Genomic DNA, 19,048 nt, shown 5'->3' on the forward strand with positions numbered 1-19,048 from the left:
GGGTTCCCTGGTGATCCTGTTACTGGCGTTCGAGGACGAGGGCCAGTCCCTGACCCACGCCGATGCAGAGTGTGGCGACACCGACTCCCGTGCCCTTGCGGGCGAGTTGGTGGGCGACGGTACCGGCGAGGCGGGCACCGGAGGCGCCCAGCGGGTGGCCCAGCGCGATGGCGCCGCCCTGGGGGTTGAGGATCGCGGAATCGAACTCGGGCCATTCGGCGACGCATCCGAGCACCTGGGCGGCGAAGGCCTCGTTGAGCTCCAGGACTGACAGGTCGTCAAATCCCTTGCCCGCCTTGGCGAGTGCGCGGTTCACGGCCTCGACCGGGGCGAGTCCGAAGTACTGCGGGTCGAGTGCGTTCACACCGGTGGCGGTCACCCGGGCGAGCGGCTCGCGACCGGTGGCCTTGAGGCCCTCCTCGTCCACCAACAGCAGCGCCGCCGCACCGTCGTTGAGCGGCGACGCGTTGCCCGCGGTGACCGTGCCGCCCTCTTCGCGGAAGGACGGCTTGAGCCGGGCCATGGCCGCCAGGGACGCGTCGGCCCGTACGGACTCGTCGGCGGCGAAGGAGACCGGGTCGCCCTTGCGCTGCGGGACCGGAACGGGCGTGATCTCGGCGTCGAAGAGGCCCTCGGCCTGCGCCTTGGCCGCCTTCTGATGGCTGGCGAGCGCGAACTCGTCCTGCTGCTCGCGGCTGATCTTGTGCTTGTCGGCGATGAGTTCGGCCGACTCGCCCAGCGGGATGGTCCACTCCGGGTTCATCCTCGGGTTGACCATACGCCAGCCCAGCGTGGTCGAGTACAGCTCGGTGTGCCCTGCGGGGAAGGGCCGCTCCGACTTGGGCAGCACGTACGGCGCGCGGGTCATCGACTCCACGCCACCCGCCACGGCGATGGAGGCGTCGCCCACCGCGATGGCGCGGGCCGCCTGGATGACGGCTTCGAGGCCGGAGGCGCACAGGCGGTTGACGGTCACGCCCGGCACGGAGGTGGGGAGGCCGGCCAGCAGCCCTGCCATGCGGGCGACGTTGCGGTTCTCCTCACCGGCGCCGTTGGCGTTGCCGAAGTAGACGTCCTCGATGCGGGCCGGGTCCAGGTCGGGCGTACGGGCGAGGAGTTCGCGGATGGCGTGGGCGGCGAGGTCGTCCGGGCGGACGCTCGCGAGGCCGCCGCTGTAACGGCCGATCGGGGTGCGGACGGCGTCGACGATGTAAACCGAGTTCACAGCAGAACCTCCGGGACGGTCAGTTTCGCGTCGGTCTTGGCGATGACCTCGTCCACACCGACACCGGGCGCGGTCTCGACGAGGACCAGGCCGTCCTCGGTCACGTCGATCACGCCCAGGTCGGTGATGACTCGGTTCACACACGCCTTGCCTGTGAGCGGCAGCGCGCACTCCGTGAGGATCTTCGGCGAGCCGTCCTTGGCGGTGTGGGTCATGACGACGATGACGTAGCGGGCGCCGTGGACCAGGTCCATCGCCCCGCCGATCCCGGTGATCAGCTTGCCGGGGATGGCCCAGTTCGCCAGGTCGCCGCCGGCCGACACCTGCATGGCGCCGAGCACGGCCACGTCGATGTGCCCGCCCCGGATCATCGAGAACGACAGCGCCGAGTCGAAGAAGGAGGCGCCCGGCAGGACCGTGACGGTCTCCTTGCCGGCGTTGATCAGATCCGGGTCGACCTGGTCCTCGGTCGGGTAGGGGCCGGTGCCCAGGATGCCGTTCTCGGACTCCAGGACCACCTCGACGCCGGGCGGGAGGTAGTTCGGGATCAGCGTCGGCAGGCCGATGCCGAGATTGACGTACTGCCCGTCGGAGAGCTCGCGCGCCGCGCGGGCCGCCATCTCTTCGCGTGTCCAGGCCATCAGCTGCTCACCGTCCGCTGCTCGATCCGCTTGTCGGCGGCCTGCTCGGGGGTGAGCGCCACCACCCGCTGCACGAAGATCCCCGGCAGGTGCACCGCGTCCGGGTCGATCTCGCCGGGCTCGACCAGCTCCTCGACCTCGGCGATCGTGATCCGGCCGGCCATCGCGGCGAGGGGGTTGAAGTTGCGCGTGGACTTGTTGAAGACCAGGTTGCCGTGCCGGTCGCCCTGCGCCGCCCGCACGAGCGCGAAGTCGGTGCGGATGCCCCTCTCCAGCACGTACTCCGTGCCGTCGAAGTCCCGTACCTCCTTCGGCGGCGAGGCGAGCGCGATCCCGCCCGTACCGTCGTAGCGCCAGGGCAGTCCGCCCTCGGCGACCTGGGTGCCGACGCCCGCCGGGGTGTAGAACGCGGGGATCCCGGCGCCGCCGGCCCGCAGCCGCTCGGCGAGCGTGCCCTGCGGGATCAGCTCCACCTCCAGCTCGCCGGCCAGGTACTGGCGCGCGAACTCCTTGTTGGCGCCGATGTACGAGCCCGTCACCCGGGCGATCCGGCCCGCCGCGAGGAGGACCGCGAGGCCCGACTCCATCGCGCCGCAGTTGTTGGAGACCACGCCGAGACCGGTGACCTCGCGCTCGTACAGGGCCTGGATGAGCACGTTCGGCACGCCGCTCAGGCCGAAGCCGCCGACCGCGAGCGTCGCGCCGTCCGGCACATCGGCCACCGCCTCGGAGGCTGTGGGGACCACCTTGTCCATCCGCGAAGCTCCATCTCGTCCGGAGTTCATCAGGGCCCTGTCCGTGAGCGCACTATTCATCAGAGCACTGAGCATCCTGGTGAAGTTTCCTTCACGCTGCCACTCGACGCGTGTGACGTCAAGAGCTGGGAGAAGTGCGAGGTCAGGGGCGGCGCATTCATGGAGACAACCCGGAGATACGCGAGTATCGTCAGTGCACCAACCAATTCGACCTCGGGGGCGGACATGGCCGCGCTGGACCTCACCACCCACCCCGGGCATCTGGCCCGGCGGCTCCAGCAGGCGCACTACCTGCTGTGGAACACGATGGTCTCGGAGGAGATCACCTCGCCGCAGTTCGCGGTCCTCAACGCGCTCGTCGAGGAGCCGGGCCTGGACCAGCGCACGGTGGGGGAGCGGGTGGGGCTGGACCGGTCCACGATCGCCGAGGTGATCAGCCGGCTCGGCCGCCGCGGGCTGCTCGACAAGGTGCGCGACCCGCAGGACGGCCGCCGGTCCCTGCTCCGTCTCACCGACGAGGGCGAGCGCACCCACCGCAAGCTGAGCGTGCGCACGGCCCGGATGAACCGCGTCTTCCTCTCGCCCCTGTCCGCCGCGGAACAGACGGTCTTCTGCGACCTCATCCAGCGGGTCGCCGACGCGGCCGAGGGGCTCCGCAACCCGGCGGAACCCCTCGTGACGCAGCGCTGAGCGCCGGGGCCGGTCCGGTGCGAGGGGGTCCGCTCCGATCCGGCCGCCCGTCAGGACGCCTTCGCGAACACCACCCACACCTGCCCCTTGGCGAAGTTCACCGGGGAGCCGTCCTTCGTCGTGAACTCCGTGCCGTCCGCGGCCTTCTCGCGCTTCCAGTCGACGTCGTACGCCCGTCCGCCGCGCAGCACCTGCGCCGTCCCGGAGCCCACCGTCTCGGTGTACGGCGTGTTGTTGCCGAGGACGTCGTGGAAGCGGGACTTGCGGACCTTCACGTACTGCACGACGACGGTCGCCGGCGCCACCCGCCTGCCGTCGGTGGTCACCGTCGGCGTCCCGTCCATGGACACCAGCCAGCGGTCGCTCTTCGCGGACCAGGAGAAGGTGAAGGAGGCGGACGGGTAGCGGACGGTCCGCGAGGTCTCCTTCGTGCCGCCGGAGGGCGCCGCGCCGAAGGTGAAGCCGTTCGTCAGCGCGTCGGCACCGGGGGCGGAGGGCATCAGCTTGGAGGGGTGCAGATAGAGGTTGTGCGGGGCGGCCTTGTCGGTGCCCCGGTAGTAGGCGCCCTCGTCCCCGTCGCCCGGCGGCACCGCCCGCAGGGGTGCCTTGTCGATCAGCGGCAGCAGCTTGCCCTGCGCTCCGGAGAAGGCGAGCGTCGGATCGTCGTACTGACGCAGCAGCTCCAGATCCGACTCCCGCGCGCTGCGCACCGGCCCGATCGACTTCGGCAGCTGGGTCGCGTACACCGCCATCAGTCTGCTCAGCCCGCCCTCGACCTGCTCGGCGTAGACGACGTCCGCGGCACGCAGTCCGGTCTGCGGGCGGGCGGCGCGTACGTTGTCGATCTTCACGGCGAGTACGGAGCCGGCGCTCTTCTCGGTGTCGTCGCCGCCGCTCCTGCTGGGGGTCGGGACCGGCGTCCGCAGCTGTCCGCGACCGTCGTCCACCGGGTTGTGCGTGCCCGTGCAGCCGGCCGCGAGCGCTGCCGTCACCGTGGCGGCCAACAGCGCCACCGTCGTCGAGGCGCGTCGTGTGCGCGCCGTGCGTCCCTTGCCCACCGTGGCACCACATCCTGTGTCATCGATTGTGCGCTTATAAGTTCATAGCTGCGCTTACCCCCTCGATGACCATTGCGCGCGTCGAATGGGCCGATCGGCTGTAGAGCGTCGTCCTTGGTGGGTGCCGGGGGCCGTGTCCCCGGCTGTGATCAGCTCGAAAATCCTGAGCGGATCGATCACGGCGCAGGCAGGATGCCCTCCGTGAACCATGTCCTGTGCGGGCTCGCCGCCAATGCGGCACTGCCGCCCGAACTGGTCGACCGGCTGATCGCGGTCGCGGACGCCGACATCGCCGTGGACCTCGCCGGCCGGGCGGACCTCAGTCGTGCGCAGGCGGTCGCCTTGCTCTCGCGCGTCGAGGAGAGCGGTGTGCGGCTTGCGTACGAGGGCCGACTGACCGCCGCGGACGTGGATCCCGTGGCCCGGCCGCTCGCCACCCTCGCCCTGCTCGACGAGGGCGCAGGGGACCCGGACTGGGCGCGCCTCTTCGCGGCGGATCCGGACCGGGAGCGCAGGGAGAAGCTGGCTGCCTGCTCCGACCTGCCGGCCGATGTGGTGGAGGCGCTCGCCGCGGACTCGGACGTACGCGTGGTCGCGGAACTCGCGCTGTGGACCACGAGGGAAGCGGCCGCCAAGCTGGCCGAGCATCCGCACGCCGAGGTCCGGCGCGCGGTGGCGGCCAATGAATCGACGCCCCCGGACGTACTGGCGGCCCTCGTCACCGGCGAGGGCCTGCCGCCCGCGCGGCGGTGCCTGGTCTGCGACCGCGAGACGACGCCGTTCGTGCACGACGCGCACTGCTCGCGGACCGACTGCGATCTGCTGTCGGGCGCCTCCTGCGACGGCTCCCACGAGTCCGCCGTGCACGACGTGCGGGAAGCGGCGCTGCGCAACCCGGCGACGCCCACCCAAGCCGTCGTCGGTTTCGCGGACCACCCGTCGATGCTCCTGCGCTGGACGCTCGCGGCCCGCTCCGACCTGCCCCAAGAGGTGTACCGGCGACTGGCCGCGGACCCCACACCCGGTGTCCGGGCCGACCTCGCCGGGAATCCCGCGATCGACGACGACCTGATCCGCGTACTGGCCGACGACCGTGGCCACGATGTGCGGCGCAGCCTCGCGCACAACGAGCACGTGCCGATCGACGTGCTCGTCCACCTGGCCGGTGTCACCAGGATCGGCCCCACGCTGCTGCCGCGGATCGCCGCCGCGTCTCTCGCCGAGGTTCGGGAGTTGGCCCGGTCGGCGAACCCGGCCGCGCGCATGCTCGTGGCCCAACGACGCGATCTGCGCCCCGAGGTCCGGGACGCGCTGGCCGCCGACCCCGACGCGAAGGTCGTCAAGTCCATCGCCCCGCACCCGGGCCTCACTGAGGCACAGTTGCGCGCCATGGTCGACCGGCACGGAGTCCGGGTCCTGGCCAAGGTGGCGACCAACCCGGACGCGAGTCCGGCACTGCTGGAGGACCTGACCCGGCACGAACCACCGGTGCGGAAGGCGTTCCGCGAGATCGCACGGCACCGGAACGCGACGGCCCGGGCTCTGCTCGCCTGCCTGGCGGACGCACAGGCGAGACGGACAGCCGCAGGTCATCCGGCACTCCCTGTGCCGGTCATCGTGGAACTGCTCGCCGACACCGACTGGCAGGTGGTGGAAGCGGCGGCCGCCAATCCGTCGCTGCCGCTCGCCGTGATGTCGGAGCTCGTCCCGCAGCCGTGAGGGTTCTGTCGTGCGCACGGCCCCGACCGCCTCAGTCCTGCGGCCCGAAGATCTCCGCCAGGTCGTACCCCACCGGCTCCTCCAGCTGCGCGTACGTGCAGCTCTCGGGGGTGCGGTCCGGGCGCCAGCGGCGGAAGCGGGCCGTGTGGCGGAAGCGGGCGCCGTTCTCCATGTGGTCGTAGGCGACCTCGGCAACCCACTCGGGGCGGAGCGGGACCCAGGAGAGGTCCTTCTTGCCGGACCAGCGGCTGGGGGCGCCGGGCAGGCGGGCCGTCTCGTGTGCCGACTCCTGCGACCAGGCCGCCCACGGGTGGCCCTCGACGTCCGTCATGCGCAGCGGCTCCAGCTCGTCGATCAGCTCCGCGCGCCGCTTCATCGGGAACGCGGCCGACACGCCCACGTGCTGGAGGGTGCCCTGGTCGTCGTACAGGCCGAGCAGCAGCGAGCCCACGATCGGGCCGCTCTTGTGCAGGCGGTAGCCCGCGACGACGACGTCCGCCGTGCGCTCGTGCTTGATCTTGAACATGGCGCGTTCGTCCTGGAGGTAGTGCAGGGTGAGCGGCTTGGCGATGACGCCGTCCAGACCCGCCCCCTCGTACTGCTCGAACCAGCGCCGCGCCACCTCGATGTCGGTGGTCGCCGGCGCCACGTGCACGGGCGGCGACACCCCCGCCAGCGCCATGGTGAGCAGTGCCCGCCGGTCCGCGAGCGGCACGTCCAGCAGCGAGTCGTCCGCCAGTGCCAGCAGGTCGAAGGCCACGAAGGACGCCGGGGTCCGCTCGGCGAGGGTCCGCACCCGGGAGTCCGCCGGGTGGATCCGCTCGGTGAGCGCGTCGAAGTCGAGCCGCCCGTCCCGGGCGATGACGATCTCCCCGTCCAGCACGCACCGCCGCGGCAACCGCTCCGCGAGCGCCGCCACCAGCTCGGGAAAGTACCTGGTCAACGGCTTGCCGGTACGACTCCCGAGCTCGACGTCGGCCCCGTCCCGGAACACGATCGCCCGGAACCCGTCCCACTTCGCCTCGTACTGCATGTCCGGCGGGATCCTCGCCACCGACTTGGCGAGCATCGGCTTCACGGGTGGCATCACCGGCAGGTCCATGGCTCCGATTCTGCTCTCATACGACGGCTGCCGCCCGGTGTGCGTGGGACCCGAGGTGCGCCTACCGTGGCCGCATGGCCGAAGCGGTGGAACTGGAGGCGGGCGGCCGGGCCGTCCGGCTGTCCAGCCCGAGCAAGATCTTCTTTCCCGAGCGCGGATTCACCAAGCTGGACCTGGCGAACTACTACATCGCCGTCGGTCCCGGCATCCTGCGCGCCCTGCGCGACCGCCCCACCACCCTTGAGCGCTATCCCGACGGCGTGACCGGCGAGAACTTCTTCCAGAAGCGGGCGCCCAAGAACATGCCCGACTGGATCCCGACCGCCCACATCACCTTCCCCAGCGGTCGCAGCGCCGACGAGATGTGCCCGACCGAGGAGGCCGCCGTCCTGTGGGCCGCCCAGTACGGCACGCTCACCTTCCACCCCTGGCCGGTCCGCCGTGACGACGTCGATCACCCCGACGAACTCCGCATCGACCTCGACCCGCAGCCCGGCACCGACTTCGACGACGCCGTCCGCGCCGCCCACGAACTGCGCGCCGTGCTCGACGAGTTCGGCGGTCTCAAGGGCTTCCCCAAGACCTCCGGCGGACGCGGCCTGCACGTCTTCGTGCCGATCGAGCCCAACTGGACCTTCACCGAGGTCCGGCGTGCCGCCATCGCCGTCGGCCGGGAGCTGGAGCGCCGGATGCCGGACCAGGTGACCATCAAGTGGTGGAAGGAGGAGCGCGGCGAGCGCATCTTCGTCGACTACAACCAGACGGCGCGCGACCGCACCATCGCCTCCGCCTATTCGGTACGGCCCCGCCCGCACGCCCCCGTCTCGGCGCCCCTGACCTGGGACGAGGTCGGCACCGCGCACCCGCAGGACTTCGACATCGCCACCATGCCCGCGCGCTTCGCCCAACTCGGCGACGTGCACGCGGACATGGACGACCACCGCTTCTCCCTCGACGCCCTCCTCGAACTCGCCCGGCGGGACGAACACGACCACGGGCTCGGCGACCTGCCCTATCCGCCGGAGTATCCGAAGATGCCGGGCGAGCCGAAGCGGGTGCAGCCGAGCCGGGCGAAGAAAGAGGCGCCGCCGGCCGAGTAGTCCCGGCCGGGGCGCCTCCCGAGGTTGCTACGGACATGTCTGCTAGGGCAGCTCCTTGATCCGGATGTCCCGGTACGAGACCACGTCCGTGACGCTGTGTACCTGGAGCCCGATGTAGCCGGACGCGAACCGCCGCCCGTCCGTGCCCGGGTCGTCCGAGCGCGCCGGGAAGAAGTCCTGGCCGCCGATGTTGTCGAACTCGTTGATCAGGACACCGTTGCGGTAGACCGAGTAGTGCTGGTCGACCACGCGGATCTCGTAGTCGTTCCAGGTGCCCTTCTGGGTGACGCCGGCACCGGCGAGGCCCACCCGGTCGAAGCCGTAGATGGAGCCCGTCTTGTACAGGTCGCCGTCGGGCCGGTCGAACACCTGCACCTCGTGCCCGTACTTGATGGCGGCCCACTCGGGCCGGGACTCCTCCGGGTGGTTGTGGACCCAGGGGAACCGCACGAACACACCGGAGTTGGCGTTGCCCGTGCCCGGCGCGTCGTCACGCCACTGGAGCTTCAGCGAGAAGTCGCCGTACTTGCGCTGCGGGTACCAGAGCATGCCGAGGCCGTCGGACGTGGTGCCGCTCGTGATCGACCCGTCGGAGTTCAGGCCGAACGAACCGCCGCCGACCTGCTCCCACTTGGCGAGAGAACCCGCCGTGCCGTCGAAGATCGTCCGGTAGCCCTCGGTCTGTCCGGGCTTGCCGATCCCGGACTCCTGGGCGGCCTCCGTGATCGTGTCGTACTCGCGCTCGTCGACGACCCCTTCCCTGAACAGCTTGTCCAGGACCGCCTTCACGTGCTTGAGGAACAGCGCGTGGGAGGTCCACTCCTTCTCGTCCTCGATCAACTCGTTGATCCGGCACCGGTTGTTGGTGACCCGGTTGGGGACGCCGGAGTCGACCGTGCCGACGATGACCGTCAACCGCTCGTCGAACTCGGGGCAGTTGGGCGCGGGCACCCCGCCGCCGGCCACCACCGTGAAGCTCACGCTCCGTGCCGGTGAGGTGTTGCCCGCCTTGTCGGTCGCCCGGTACGCCACCGTGTGGGTGCCGGTCCGGTCGACCACCACGGGCCCGCCGTACGCCAGATAGGGTCCGGCGTCGAGCGAGTACTCGATGCCCGCGACCCCCGAGCCGCCCTCGTCGGCCGCGCTCACGGTCACCTTGGCGTTGCCCACGTACGCCCCGTCGGAGTTCCGCGTCCCGCCGACGGTCACGCCCGTCACCGGCGGGGTCGTGTCCTTCGGGGGTGTCGCGACCACGGTGAACGTGACGCTCTTGTCCGCCGCCGCGTTGCCCGCCTTGTCGGTGGCCCGGTAGCGCACGGTGTGCGTGCCGAGCTGATGCACCATCACAGGGCCCGAATACGCCGTCCAGGCACCCGAGTTCACCGCGTACTCGATGGTGTTGACGCCGGACCCGGTGTCGGAGGCCGAGACGGTGACCGTGGCCATGTCGAGGTAGTTCCCCTCGGGGTTCTTCTCCCCGCTGACCGTCGCCGAGGTCTCCGGCGGGGTCGTGTCGTCCGTCGGCGGCGCGACGACCGTGAACGCGACGCTCTTCTCGGCGGCCACGTTGCCCGCCTTGTCCGAGGCCCGGTAGCGGACCTTGTGATCGCCGACCTGATTTACCACGACCGGCGTGGTGTACGGCAGCCAGGCGCCGTCGTCGCCGATCGCGTACTCGACCCGATCCACACCGGAACCGCCCGGATCGCTCGCGGCGATCGCCACGCTCGCCGAACCGACGTACTGGCCCTGCGCGTTGCGCGTTCCGGTGACGTCGACCGAGGTCTCGGGCGCGGTGGTGTCCTCGCCGGTGCCCTCGGTCACCACCAGGATGCCCTGCATCTGACCATGGCCAGGAATCGTGCAGTGGTAGAAGTAGCGGCCCGGTGTGAGCGTGACCTCCGCGGTGTGCCGGCCGCCCTGCGCGTCGTTCGGGTTGGCGAGGATGTTCAGCTCGACGTCGGAGTTGAACTCCGGGTCCGACGTCGCGAACGTCAACGTGTGCGGCATTCCCATGGTGTTGCCGGTCGCCACACTGTTCTCGAAGACGATCGTCGCCGTGCCCGCGACCGCCGTCGTGGGCGCCGAGACGTACTTGGTGATGTCGTCGCCCGCGGTCCAGGTGAGCGTCTGCGCCGCGGCCGCCTGCGTGGCCCGTTCGGGTTGGGCGCCCGCCGTCGTCTGCAGGCCCAGCATCATCAGCAGGCCGGCCAACAGGGCCGCCCAGACTCTTCGTCGCCGAAGAAGGTGCCGCATCACTGCCCTCCTCCCACCAGTTGGTTCGCGGCCGGTGTCGGTCCGCCGCCCGTGTAAGTGACCCGCCACAGCGCCGACTTGGCGTCCGAGGTGAAGAAGCCGCGCCCGTAGTCGAGGACGTACAGCGCCCCGTCCGGACCGAACTTCCAGTCCATGAGGTTCTTGATGCCGTCGTTGCCGATCGGGATGATCTTCTTCAGCGACTCCGAGTGCACCGGCAGACCGCCGTCGCCCTGCGTCTTCGGGTCGGTGAGCACGGCGTTGCGCGGCTGGTCGGCGTCGTAGAAGTCACCGACGAACCACTTGCCGTCCCAGTACGAGGGCCACTTGGTCGCGCTCGCACTCGCCGCGTCGTACCGGTAGACCGGGCCGTTCATGGCCGCCTGGCCGCCGCCCTTGAGCCACGGCAGCAGGTACTTGGCCTCCGCCTGCTTGTAGGAGGGAATGCCGTTCGCGTCGCGCGGGTAGTCCGGTGCGCCGCCCTGGGGCGAGTACCAGATGTTGTTGCCGGTGACCGGCGGGAGGTTGATCAAGCCGTCGTTGTTCGGCGACTCGTTCTTCGGGTGGGCGCAGTCGTACCAGCCCAGCGGCTTCGTCGGATCCGGCAGATTGCGGTCCCGGTAGGGCTGCTTGTTGCCCATGCAGTACGGCCAACCCCGGTTGCTCGCCTTGGTGATGACGGCGAAGGTGTCGTACTTGGCCGGACCCCACGTGGTCGACGGCGCGCCCGCGTCCGGGCCGACCCAGCCCGCGTAGAGCGTGTCGGTCTGCTGGTCGACGAAGATGCGCGCCGGGTTGCGGACGCCCATCACGTAGATCTCGCCGCGCGTCTTGCCGCCGCCCTCGTCGGTCTCCTTGCCGGTGAAGAGGTTGCCCGCCGGGAGGGTGTACGTCCCGTCGGACTCCGGGTGGATGCGCAGGATCTTGCCGTTGAGGTTGTTGGTGTTGCCGGCGGTGCGGCGCGCGTCGGCGAAGGACACGCCCTTGTAGCTCGGCACCGGGTTGTTGCCGGAGTAACCGTCGCTGAAACCACTGGAGTTGTTGTCGCCGGTCGCGATGTACAGGTTGCCCTTGGAGTCCCAGGCCATCCCGCCGCCCGCGTGGCAGCAACTGTGCACCTGCACCGGCCACTTGAGCAGCGTCTTCTCGCTGCCCAGGTCCAGCTTGTTGGTGGCGAGGTCGAGCGTGAAGCGGGAGACCCGCCGCTCGGCGATCTGTGTGTCGCGGTTGAGCTGCGAATGGGGCGTGTAGTGCAGGTACACCCACCCGTTCTGCTCGAAGCGCGGGTCGAGTGCGATGCCGAGCAGGCCTTCCTCGACCTTGACCAGCTCGTCGCCGCCGCCCTTGTTGCCGAAGACCGTCAACTCGCCCGCGAGCGTGACCTTCTTGGTCTTCGGGTCGTAGACGTGGATCTGGCCCTTGCCCTTGCCGACATCGGGGTTGTTCCAGTCGGTGATCACGGGCTGGGAGGAGTCGGCGCCGCCCCGGCCGATGTAGAGCACGCGTCCGTCGGGCGCGGTGACCAGGCCGTGCGGCTCGCCGATCTGGTCGTTCTGGCCCGGCTGGTTGGCCTGAGTCAGCCGCTCGGCCTTGTAGTTGGCGTTGATCGTCGCCTTGCAGTCGGCCCGCGCCAGCCGGGTGGTCCACAGCAGCGCGCCGCGCAGGTGGGCGCGGAAGTCCGTCTCGTCGTACGACGACACCGTGCCGCCCATCGCGGTGTAGAAGGAGCGGCCGCCGTCGTAGTCACGGCACCAACTGACCGGGTGGTCGGCGCCGTTGGCACTCGCACCCGGCGTGTATGTCGACTCGCGCACCCGGGCCACGGTGTGCACGTCGCCCGACGGGTTCTTCACCCAGTTCGGCCACTGGTCCGGCCGCTTCCACTGCAACGGCAGATCCTTGGTCGCCGGATGCTGCCGGTCGCCGACCTCAACGACGGCACGCTGTACGGCGGTTGGGCTGGAGGCGGCCGGACGGGCGCCGACCAGACCGGTGAACCAGTCCGAGTACGGCTCCGCGCGGGCCGCGTCATGGACGCCGACGAAACCGCCGCCCGCCTCCATGTAGGCCTCAAGTCCCGCCTCCTGCTCCGGATCGAGGACATCCCCGCCCCCGGTCAGGAACACGATCGCGTTGTAACTGCCCAGTCTGGCCTCGTCGGTGAAGACCGAGGCGTCGTCCGAGGCCTCGGTCTCGAACCGTTGCTCGGCGGGTCCGGTGAGGCCGATCTGCTCGATCGCGCCGATCCCGGCGTTCACGACGGGGGACTCGTCCCCGGCCGCCGCGGAACCGTAGAAGACCAGCACCCGCACACTCGGGCCGCCCGGGGGCGACTTGACGGACATCGTTGTCGGGGACGGTTCCGGGGCCGGCCGCGCGCTCGCGACGGGTCCCGACAGCAGTCCGGCGGTGACGACCCCGGCGGTCACGGTGGCCGCCCAGGCCCGTCTTCTGACGCCTCTTGTGCTCAACCCTCGTAAGTGCATGGGCACCTCCTCGGTCACAGCGGCAACGCCAAGGAAGCTAGACGGCTTTGCTCGGCTCGCCAATACCTATGACCGGGATCCCACGAACTTTGTCCTGAGTGTGGAAAAACGGCGGAAGGGCCGCTACCGTCTCACAGGTTCATCACAGGTGCACCTCCGCAAATTCCTTACCAGGGTGGGGAGTTCCGCATGGACAGACGCGGGTTCAACAGACGGGTGCTGCTCGGCGGCGCGGCCGTCGCGACATCGTTGTCCCTCGCGCCGGAGGCCGTGAGCGCCGCAGCTCCGGCGAAGACCGCCCCGGCCGGGGGAGAGGTCAAACGCATCAAGCTGTACGCCGAGCGCCTTGCCGGCGGGCAGATGGGCTACGGCCTGGAGAAGGGCAAGGCGTCGATCCCCGGGCCGCTCATCGAACTCAACGAGGGCGACACCCTGCACATCGAGTTCGAGAACACCATGGACGTGGCCGCCAGCCTGCACGTGCACGGCCTGGACTACGAAATCTCCAGCGACGGCACCAAGTTGAACCGCAGCGACGTCGAGCCCGGCGGCACCCGCACCTACACCTGGCGCACCCACGCGCCGGGCCGCCGCGCGGACGGCACCTGGCGGGCGGGCAGCGCCGGTTACTGGCACTACCACGACCACGTCGTCGGCACCGAGCACGGCACCAGCGGCATCCGCAACGGCCTCTACGGCCCGGTGATCGTGCGCCGCAAGGGAGACGTCCTGCCGGACCGGACGTACACGATCGTCTTCAACGACATGAGCATCAACAACCAACCCGCCCACTCCGGGCCCGACTTCGAGGCCACCGTCGGTGACCGGGTCGAGTTCGTGATGATCACGCACGGCGAGTACTACCACACCTTCCACATGCACGGGCATCGCTGGGCGGACAACCGCACGGGTCTGCTGACCGGCCCGGACGACCCCAGCCAGGTCGTCGACAACAAGATCGTCGGCCCGGCGGACTCCTTCGGCTTCCAGGTGGTCGCGGGGGAGGGCGTCGGGGCGGGCGCGTGGATGTACCACTGCCATGTCCAGAGCCACTCCGACATGGGGATGGTGGGGCTGTTCCTGGTGAAGAAGACGGACGGCACGATTCCCGGCTACGAGCCGCACGACCCCCATGACCCGCACGCTGCGCACGCGCACTGACGGATCATGGCCGGGTGACGCTTGTACTGACGCGAAGTGATCTGGAAGCCGTCCTGGCGGTCGACGACTGCCTCGACGCGCTGCGGACCGGTTTCCGGGTGCCGACGGGCGCGGTCGTGGGGCAGCGGGTGCGGACGGACCTGCCGTTCCCGGGCACGGCCACCGCGCTGATCCCGGGACTGCTGCCCGGCATCGACGCCTACACGGTGAAGGTCAACGCCAAGTTCCCGAGCGCCCGGCCCGCGCTGCGCGGAGTGATCTGCCTGCACTCGGGGGCCGACGGCGAACTCCTCGCCCTGCTCGACTCGGCCACGGTCACCGCCTGGCGGACGGGCCTGGCGGCTGCCCTGGGCACCGACCTCCTCGCTGGCCCGGGTGAGTCGGTGGCGGTGATCGGCGCGGGCGCGCAGGCGGAGTTGATGCTCCGCGGACTACGGGCCCTGGGACGGCCGTACCCGGACCTCGTCGTCCACGACACGGACGACGAGCGCGCCACCGCCTTCGCCGCGCGGCACGGAGGCCGGACGGTCGGCTCGGCGCCGGAGGCCGCGGCGAGCGCCGACACACTGCTGCTGGCCACCTGGTCGAGACAGCCACTGCTACGGCTCGCGGACACCCGCGCCGGCCAGCACTTCACCAGCCTCGGCGCGGACGAACCCGGCAAACAGGAACTCGCCGCCGACCTGCTCGACAACGCCCTGCTCGTCGTCGACGACCGCGAACTCGCCGCCGACATGGGCGCGTTGGCGGCAGCCGGCCTCCCGGCGACGGCCGCCGACGCGACACTCGGCGAGGTGCTGCGGGGCGAGCGTCCCGGTCGGACGAGCGAGGAGACACGGTCCGTGTACGCGCCGGTGGGGCTGCCGTGGCAGGACCTGGCACTGGCCTGGGTGGCGTACGAGCGGGCGGTGCGGGACGGGGTGGGGCGACGGGTGGATCTGCTGGCGTGAGGGGCGGCCCGCGGCGGATCACGCGGCGGCGGGCGAGGGCGGTGCCGTCCGGGTGCGTCAATCGTGTCCTCCGTGAACGCCCTTCTCTCGTGATGCTAGAGCGCTCTCTCTCCGTTCCCCACCGGGCGTTATCCTGATCCGCAACCACCGAGGAGGCCCCGAAGTGAGCGACACCGCACCACGCCCCACGCTGGAGGCCGTGGCCGCGCGGGCCGGGGTCTCGCGGGCCACCGCGTCCCGGGTCGTGAACGGTGGCGACGGGGTCAGGGAGCCGCTCGTCGAGCGGGTGCGCAAGGCGGTCGAGGAGCTCGGGTACGTGCCGAACCAGGCCGCGCGCAGCCTGGTGACCCGGCGCCACGACGCCGTCGCCGTGGTCATCGCCGAGCCGGAGACCCGGGTCTTCGCCGACCCCTTCTTCGCCCTGCAACTGCGCGGTATCAGCAAGGAGTTGACCGCCCACGACAATCAACTCGTGCTGTTGCTCATCGAGGGGCGTGACGATCATGCGCGCGTGGGCCGGTACTTGGCCGGCGGCCATGTCGACGGCGCCCTCGTCTTCTCGCTGCACCTCGACGACCCGCTGCCGGGGCTGCTCCAGCACGCCGGTGTGCCGACCGTGTTCGGCGGCCGGCCCGGCTGGAGCGACGGCAAGGGCGGCCCGGAGTACGTCGACTGCGACAACCGCGACGGCGCCCGTACGGCCGTACGCCATCTCGTCGGTCTTGGTCGCACCCGCATCGCGCACATCACCGGGCCCCTGGACCAGACGTCCGCGGCGGACCGGCTCGACGGGTTCCGGGACGTCATGACCGACGTCGACCCGGGGCTGATCGTCGAGAGCGACTTCACCCCGGCCGGCGGCGAGCAGGCGATGCGGGAACTGCTCGACCGGCGCCCCGACCTGGACGCCGTGTTCGCCGCCAACGACCTCACCGCCGCCGGCGCGATGCGGGTGCTGCGCGAACGCGGGCGGCGAGTGCCGCAGGACGTCGCCGTGATCGGCTTCGACGACGTGGGGCCGGTGGCCGAGCAGACCGACCCGCCGCTCACGACGGTCCGCCAGGACATAGAGGAGATGGGCCGGTTGATGGCCCGTCTGCTGCTGCGCCGCCTCGACCACCGCGAGGGCGACGACACGGCCGGCAGCCTCAGGGAGGTCGGGACCACCGGGACCGTCGAGATCTCGGAGGGCGCGCCGTCCGGCATCGTCCTGCCGACGACACTGGTACGGCGCGCCTCCGCGTAGGTCTGTCCCCTCGGCTCGGCTCGGCCCCTCGGTCGGCTCCCGCCCTTCAGCCGGTCGTGCTCCTCAGCCCTGCTGCTCCGCGTTCCTGATCACCGCGAAGCGTGCCCCGTACGGGTCGGCGAGCTTGGCGACGCGGCCGACGCCCTCGATGTCCGTGGCGGGGACGCGGATCTCGCCGCCCAGTTCCCGCGCCTTGGCGACCACGGCGTCCACGTCCGTGACCTCGATGTACGGCAGCCAGTAAGCGGTGTCCTCATTCGGGTCGTCGGCCAGCGGGACGATGCCGCCGAACATGGAGTCCTCGTCGGCTCCGGCCGGGTTGACCGTCGTGTACGTGCCGCCCGGGAAGTTCACCGCGGCCGTCTCCAGGCCGAGCGTCTCGTGGTAGAACCAGGCGGCCGCGGCGATGTCCGGCGTGTAGAGCTCGACCCAGGACAGCGAGCCCGGCTCGTTCGCCACGTCGACGCCCTTGAGCCGGCCCGGCTGCCAGATGCCGAACGGCACGCTCGCCTTGTCCGCGAGGATCGCCATGTGGCCCTCGCCCATGACGTCCATCGGCGGCATGAGCACGCCGCCGTGAGACTGCTCGGCGGCCTTCGCGGTGGCCTCCGCGTCCGCGCTCTGGAAGTAGACGGTCCAGGAGGGCGGGCCCTGCTCGGGCGAGGTCTGCATGCCGCCGGCCACGGTCTTTCCGTCCAGCTGGAAGAAGCCGTAGCCGCCGGCCTCGGGTCCCGCCGACTGGAACCGCCAGCCGAAGACACCGCCGTAGAAGGAGATGGCGCCGTCGATGTCGGATGTGCCGACATCGATCCAGTTCGGTGCGCCGTTGACGAAACGGGTGGTGAGCATGTGCGCCCTCCTCGGAAGGGTCCCGTTCTCTGCTCTGCCGAGTCTTGCACCGCCCACTGACAATCGCCGCCGTACCGGCGTGAAGGACGCGTATGGACCTGGCGTACCGGCGCCGACTCCGTGGATTTCACATCACGCCGCGCCGTGCCGCGCGCCGCCGTGCGCTGGTGTGTGCCGTGGGTCACCATCGGATGGCCGGAGGCCTTGGGGCATGGCGTTGATCCCGCGTTGATCGAACGTTTTTCGAGTTGCGGCACGATCTCGCCATGCACATCGACACCATGACCCCGGCCGACCCCGGCTGGCAGGCCCAGGCGCTCTGCGCGCAGACCGGGGCGGAGTTCTTCTTCCCCGAGCCGGGCAGCTCGGTACGTGAGGCGAAGCGCATCTGCGGCATGTGCGAGATGCGCACCGCCTGTCTCGACTACGCCCTGGCGAACGACGAGCGCTTCGGTGTCTGGGGCGGTCTGTCGGAGAAGGAGCGACTGGAACTCAGGCGGAACCGCACCTGACGCCCGCCCGGTCTGAGCGCACCTGACGCCCGCCTGCCCGACCGCACCTGACGCACGCCCTGCCCGGCCGCGGACGACGACGCGGCCGGCACGGGCGTTCCCGTACCGGCCGCGTGCACGCGTGCGTGCCGTGTCAGCCCGCGGCGCGCGCCGCCATGCGGGCCTTGCGGGTGGCGAGCTTCTCGTCGAACTTCGCGGCCTCCGCGTCCAGGCCGCCCATGAACAGACCGAGCTCGTTCTGCGCCTGCTGCCCCTCGGGGCCCAGGCCGTCGATGTCCATGACCTTCAGGTAGCGCAGCACCGGCTGGATCACGTCGTCGTGGTGGATGCGCAGGTTGTAGACCTCGCCGATCGCCATCTGCGCGGCGGACCGCTCGAAGCCGGGCATCCCGTGACCGGGCATCCGGAAGTTCACCACGACGTCCCGCACGGCCTGCATGGTCAGGTCGGGGGCCAGGTCGAAGGCCGCCTTCAGGAGGTTGCGGTAGAAGACCATATGGAGGTTCTCGTCGGTCGCGATGCGGGCCAGCATGCGGTCGCAGACCGGGTCGCCGGACTGGTGGCCGGTGTTGCGGTGCGAGACGCGGGTGGCCAGCTCCTGGAAGGCGACGTAGGCGACCGAGTGCAGCATCGAGTGCCGGTTGTCCGACTCGAAGCCCTCGCTCATGTGGGCCATGCGCAGCGCTTCCAGCTTGTCCGGGTCCACCGCGCGCGAGGCGAGCAGGTAGTCGCGCATCACGATGCCGTGGCGGCCCTCCTCGGCGGTCCAGCGGTGCACCCAGGTGCCCCAGGCGCCGTCGCGGCCGAAGAGCGAGGCGATCTCGTGGTGGTAGCTGGGCAGGTTGTCCTCGGTCAGCAGGTTCACGACCAGCGCGATGCGGCCGATCTCGGTGACCTTCGACTGCCCCTTGTCCCAGGCCTCGCCGTCCTCGAAGAGGCCGGGGAAGTTACGGCCGTCCGACCACGGCACGTACTCGTGCGGCATCCAGTCCTTGGTGACGCTCAGGTGCCGGTTGAGTTCCTTCTCGACCACTTCCTCCAGCGCGTACAGCAGTCGGGCGTCGGTCCAGACGGAAGGGCTGCCGAGGTGCGGGGAGGTGATCGTCACGGGAACTCCAGGGGGACGGGCAACAAAGACGGAACAGAGCGGGACCGGGCGGGACCGGGTGGAACTGAGCGGGACGGAGCCGGGTGGGTCCGGCGAGCGGTGCCGGAACCTACGGCATCGTAGGCTACGTATCCGTAGGTTACGTTGCCGTAGGTTAAGTGGGGTGTAAAGAGCCCTGATCAGGCCGTGT

16 protein-coding genes are annotated in these 19,048 nt (G+C 70.5%); 7 read left to right on the forward strand and 9 right to left on the reverse strand.

Translation table 11 applies throughout. The features are described 5' to 3' along the window. Window positions 1-19 precede the first annotated feature (19 nt). From ACWD5F_RS23750 to ACWD5F_RS23760, 3 genes are read right to left on the reverse strand one after another with little or no spacing between them, the layout of a single operon-like run. A complete protein-coding gene (locus ACWD5F_RS23750; protein WP_451257065.1) occupies window positions 20-1,225 on the reverse strand; it encodes a thiolase family protein in 1,206 nt (401 codons plus the stop codon). Then, entirely contained in the window at window positions 1,222-1,866 is a 645-nt protein-coding gene (locus ACWD5F_RS23755; protein ID WP_401712390.1) for a CoA transferase subunit B, read from the reverse strand. Before ACWD5F_RS23755 ends, ACWD5F_RS23750 begins: the two co-directional genes overlap by 4 nt. After that, a complete protein-coding gene (locus tag ACWD5F_RS23760) occupies window positions 1,866-2,621 on the reverse strand; it encodes a CoA transferase subunit A (protein WP_451257067.1) in 756 nt (251 codons plus the stop codon). The genes ACWD5F_RS23755 and ACWD5F_RS23760 overlap by 1 nt, the downstream gene beginning before the upstream one ends. A 225-nt stretch (window positions 2,622-2,846) precedes the next feature. Between ACWD5F_RS23760 and ACWD5F_RS23765 the strand changes: the two genes are divergently transcribed. Beyond that, complete coding sequence (locus ACWD5F_RS23765; RefSeq protein ID WP_401712384.1) at window positions 2,847-3,311, forward strand: MarR family winged helix-turn-helix transcriptional regulator; 465 nt, start codon at window positions 2,847-2,849, stop codon at window positions 3,309-3,311. A 50-nt stretch (window positions 3,312-3,361) separates the two neighbouring features. Here the strand turns inward: ACWD5F_RS23765 and ACWD5F_RS23770 are convergent, their stop codons facing one another. Next, the gene (locus ACWD5F_RS23770; protein ID WP_451257070.1) at window positions 3,362-4,369 is read right to left on the reverse strand and encodes a DUF3048 domain-containing protein; all 1,008 of its coding nucleotides are present in this window, start codon (window positions 4,367-4,369) and stop codon (window positions 3,362-3,364) included. 201 nt (window positions 4,370-4,570) lie between these two features. Between ACWD5F_RS23770 and ACWD5F_RS23775 the strand changes: the two genes are divergently transcribed. Continuing rightward, window positions 4,571-6,088 (forward strand): hypothetical protein, encoded by a 1,518-nt coding sequence (locus ACWD5F_RS23775; RefSeq protein ID WP_451257071.1) that lies wholly within the window; start codon window positions 4,571-4,573, stop codon window positions 6,086-6,088. A gap of 31 nt (window positions 6,089-6,119) precedes the next feature. Here ACWD5F_RS23775 and ACWD5F_RS23780 read toward each other — a convergent pair whose 3' ends face one another. After that, entirely contained in the window at window positions 6,120-7,190 is a 1,071-nt protein-coding gene (locus tag ACWD5F_RS23780) for an ATP-dependent DNA ligase (protein ID WP_451257073.1), read from the reverse strand. Window positions 7,191-7,264: 74 nt separating this feature from the next. On the opposite strand from ACWD5F_RS23780, the gene ligD reads away from it, so the two are divergent. After that, window positions 7,265-8,290 (forward strand): non-homologous end-joining DNA ligase, encoded by a 1,026-nt coding sequence (gene ligD, locus ACWD5F_RS23785; RefSeq protein WP_451257075.1) that lies wholly within the window; start codon window positions 7,265-7,267, stop codon window positions 8,288-8,290. 42 nt (window positions 8,291-8,332) lie between these two features. Here ligD and ACWD5F_RS23790 read toward each other — a convergent pair whose 3' ends face one another. Next, a complete protein-coding gene (locus tag ACWD5F_RS23790) occupies window positions 8,333-10,546 on the reverse strand; it encodes an OmpL47-type beta-barrel domain-containing protein (RefSeq protein WP_451257077.1) in 2,214 nt (737 codons plus the stop codon). Next, complete coding sequence (locus tag ACWD5F_RS23795) at window positions 10,546-13,032, reverse strand: ThuA domain-containing protein (RefSeq protein ID WP_451257079.1); 2,487 nt, start codon at window positions 13,030-13,032, stop codon at window positions 10,546-10,548. Before ACWD5F_RS23795 ends, ACWD5F_RS23790 begins: the two co-directional genes overlap by 1 nt. 189 nt (window positions 13,033-13,221) lie before the next feature. Here ACWD5F_RS23795 and ACWD5F_RS23800 point away from each other — a divergent pair, with 189 nt between their 5' ends. The 3 genes from ACWD5F_RS23800 (at window position 13,222) to ACWD5F_RS23810 (ending at window position 16,389) form a co-directional block, all read left to right on the forward strand. Further along, window positions 13,222-14,193 (forward strand): multicopper oxidase domain-containing protein, encoded by a 972-nt coding sequence (locus ACWD5F_RS23800; protein ID WP_451257080.1) that lies wholly within the window; start codon window positions 13,222-13,224, stop codon window positions 14,191-14,193. A gap of 14 nt (window positions 14,194-14,207) precedes the next feature. Further along, a complete protein-coding gene (locus ACWD5F_RS23805; RefSeq protein WP_451257082.1) occupies window positions 14,208-15,143 on the forward strand; it encodes an ornithine cyclodeaminase family protein in 936 nt (311 codons plus the stop codon). Window positions 15,144-15,306: 163 nt separating this feature from the next. After that, window positions 15,307-16,389 carry a LacI family DNA-binding transcriptional regulator gene (locus ACWD5F_RS23810; protein WP_401712360.1) on the forward strand — a complete coding sequence of 361 codons (1,083 nt, stop codon included), beginning with the start codon at window positions 15,307-15,309 and terminating at the stop codon, window positions 16,387-16,389. A gap of 63 nt (window positions 16,390-16,452) precedes the next feature. Here the strand turns inward: ACWD5F_RS23810 and ACWD5F_RS23815 are convergent, their stop codons facing one another. After that, window positions 16,453-17,238 carry a VOC family protein gene (locus tag ACWD5F_RS23815; RefSeq protein WP_451257084.1) on the reverse strand — a complete coding sequence of 262 codons (786 nt, stop codon included), beginning with the start codon at window positions 17,236-17,238 and terminating at the stop codon, window positions 16,453-16,455. 266 nt (window positions 17,239-17,504) lie between these two features. On the opposite strand from ACWD5F_RS23815, the gene ACWD5F_RS23820 reads away from it, so the two are divergent. After that, on the forward strand, window positions 17,505-17,750 hold the full coding sequence (locus tag ACWD5F_RS23820) for a WhiB family transcriptional regulator (RefSeq protein WP_124001983.1): 246 nt from the start codon (window positions 17,505-17,507) through the stop codon (window positions 17,748-17,750). A gap of 133 nt (window positions 17,751-17,883) precedes the next feature. Here the strand turns inward: ACWD5F_RS23820 and ACWD5F_RS23825 are convergent, their stop codons facing one another. Further along, on the reverse strand, window positions 17,884-18,858 hold the full coding sequence (locus ACWD5F_RS23825) for an acyl-ACP desaturase (protein WP_401712354.1): 975 nt from the start codon (window positions 18,856-18,858) through the stop codon (window positions 17,884-17,886). Window positions 18,859-19,048: the final 190 nt, after the last annotated feature.

The organism is Streptomyces sp. NPDC002499, assembly GCF_053595415.1.

Bases quoted from the DNA above. Each gene is read 5' to 3' on its own strand.
- ACWD5F_RS23755 (WP_401712390.1), bottom strand. From the start codon at position 1,866: ATGGCCTGGACACGCGAAGAGATGGCGGCCCGCGCGGCGCGCGAGCTC.
- ACWD5F_RS23760 (WP_451257067.1), bottom strand. From the start codon at position 2,621: ATGGACAAGGTGGTCCCCACAGCCTCCGAGGCGGTGGCCGATGTGCCG.
- ACWD5F_RS23765 (WP_401712384.1), top strand. From the start codon at position 2,847: ATGGCCGCGCTGGACCTCACCACCCACCCCGGGCATCTGGCCCGGCGG.
- ACWD5F_RS23780 (WP_451257073.1), bottom strand. From the start codon at position 7,190: ATGGACCTGCCGGTGATGCCACCCGTGAAGCCGATGCTCGCCAAGTCG.
- ligD (WP_451257075.1), top strand. From the start codon at position 7,265: ATGGCCGAAGCGGTGGAACTGGAGGCGGGCGGCCGGGCCGTCCGGCTG.
- ACWD5F_RS23790 (WP_451257077.1), bottom strand. From the start codon at position 10,546: ATGCGGCACCTTCTTCGGCGACGAAGAGTCTGGGCGGCCCTGTTGGCC.
- ACWD5F_RS23795 (WP_451257079.1), bottom strand. From the start codon at position 13,032: ATGCACTTACGAGGGTTGAGCACAAGAGGCGTCAGAAGACGGGCCTGG.
- ACWD5F_RS23800 (WP_451257080.1), top strand. From the start codon at position 13,222: ATGGACAGACGCGGGTTCAACAGACGGGTGCTGCTCGGCGGCGCGGCC.
- ACWD5F_RS23815 (WP_451257084.1), bottom strand. From the start codon at position 17,238: ATGCTCACCACCCGTTTCGTCAACGGCGCACCGAACTGGATCGATGTC.
- ACWD5F_RS23820 (WP_124001983.1), top strand. From the start codon at position 17,505: ATGCACATCGACACCATGACCCCGGCCGACCCCGGCTGGCAGGCCCAG.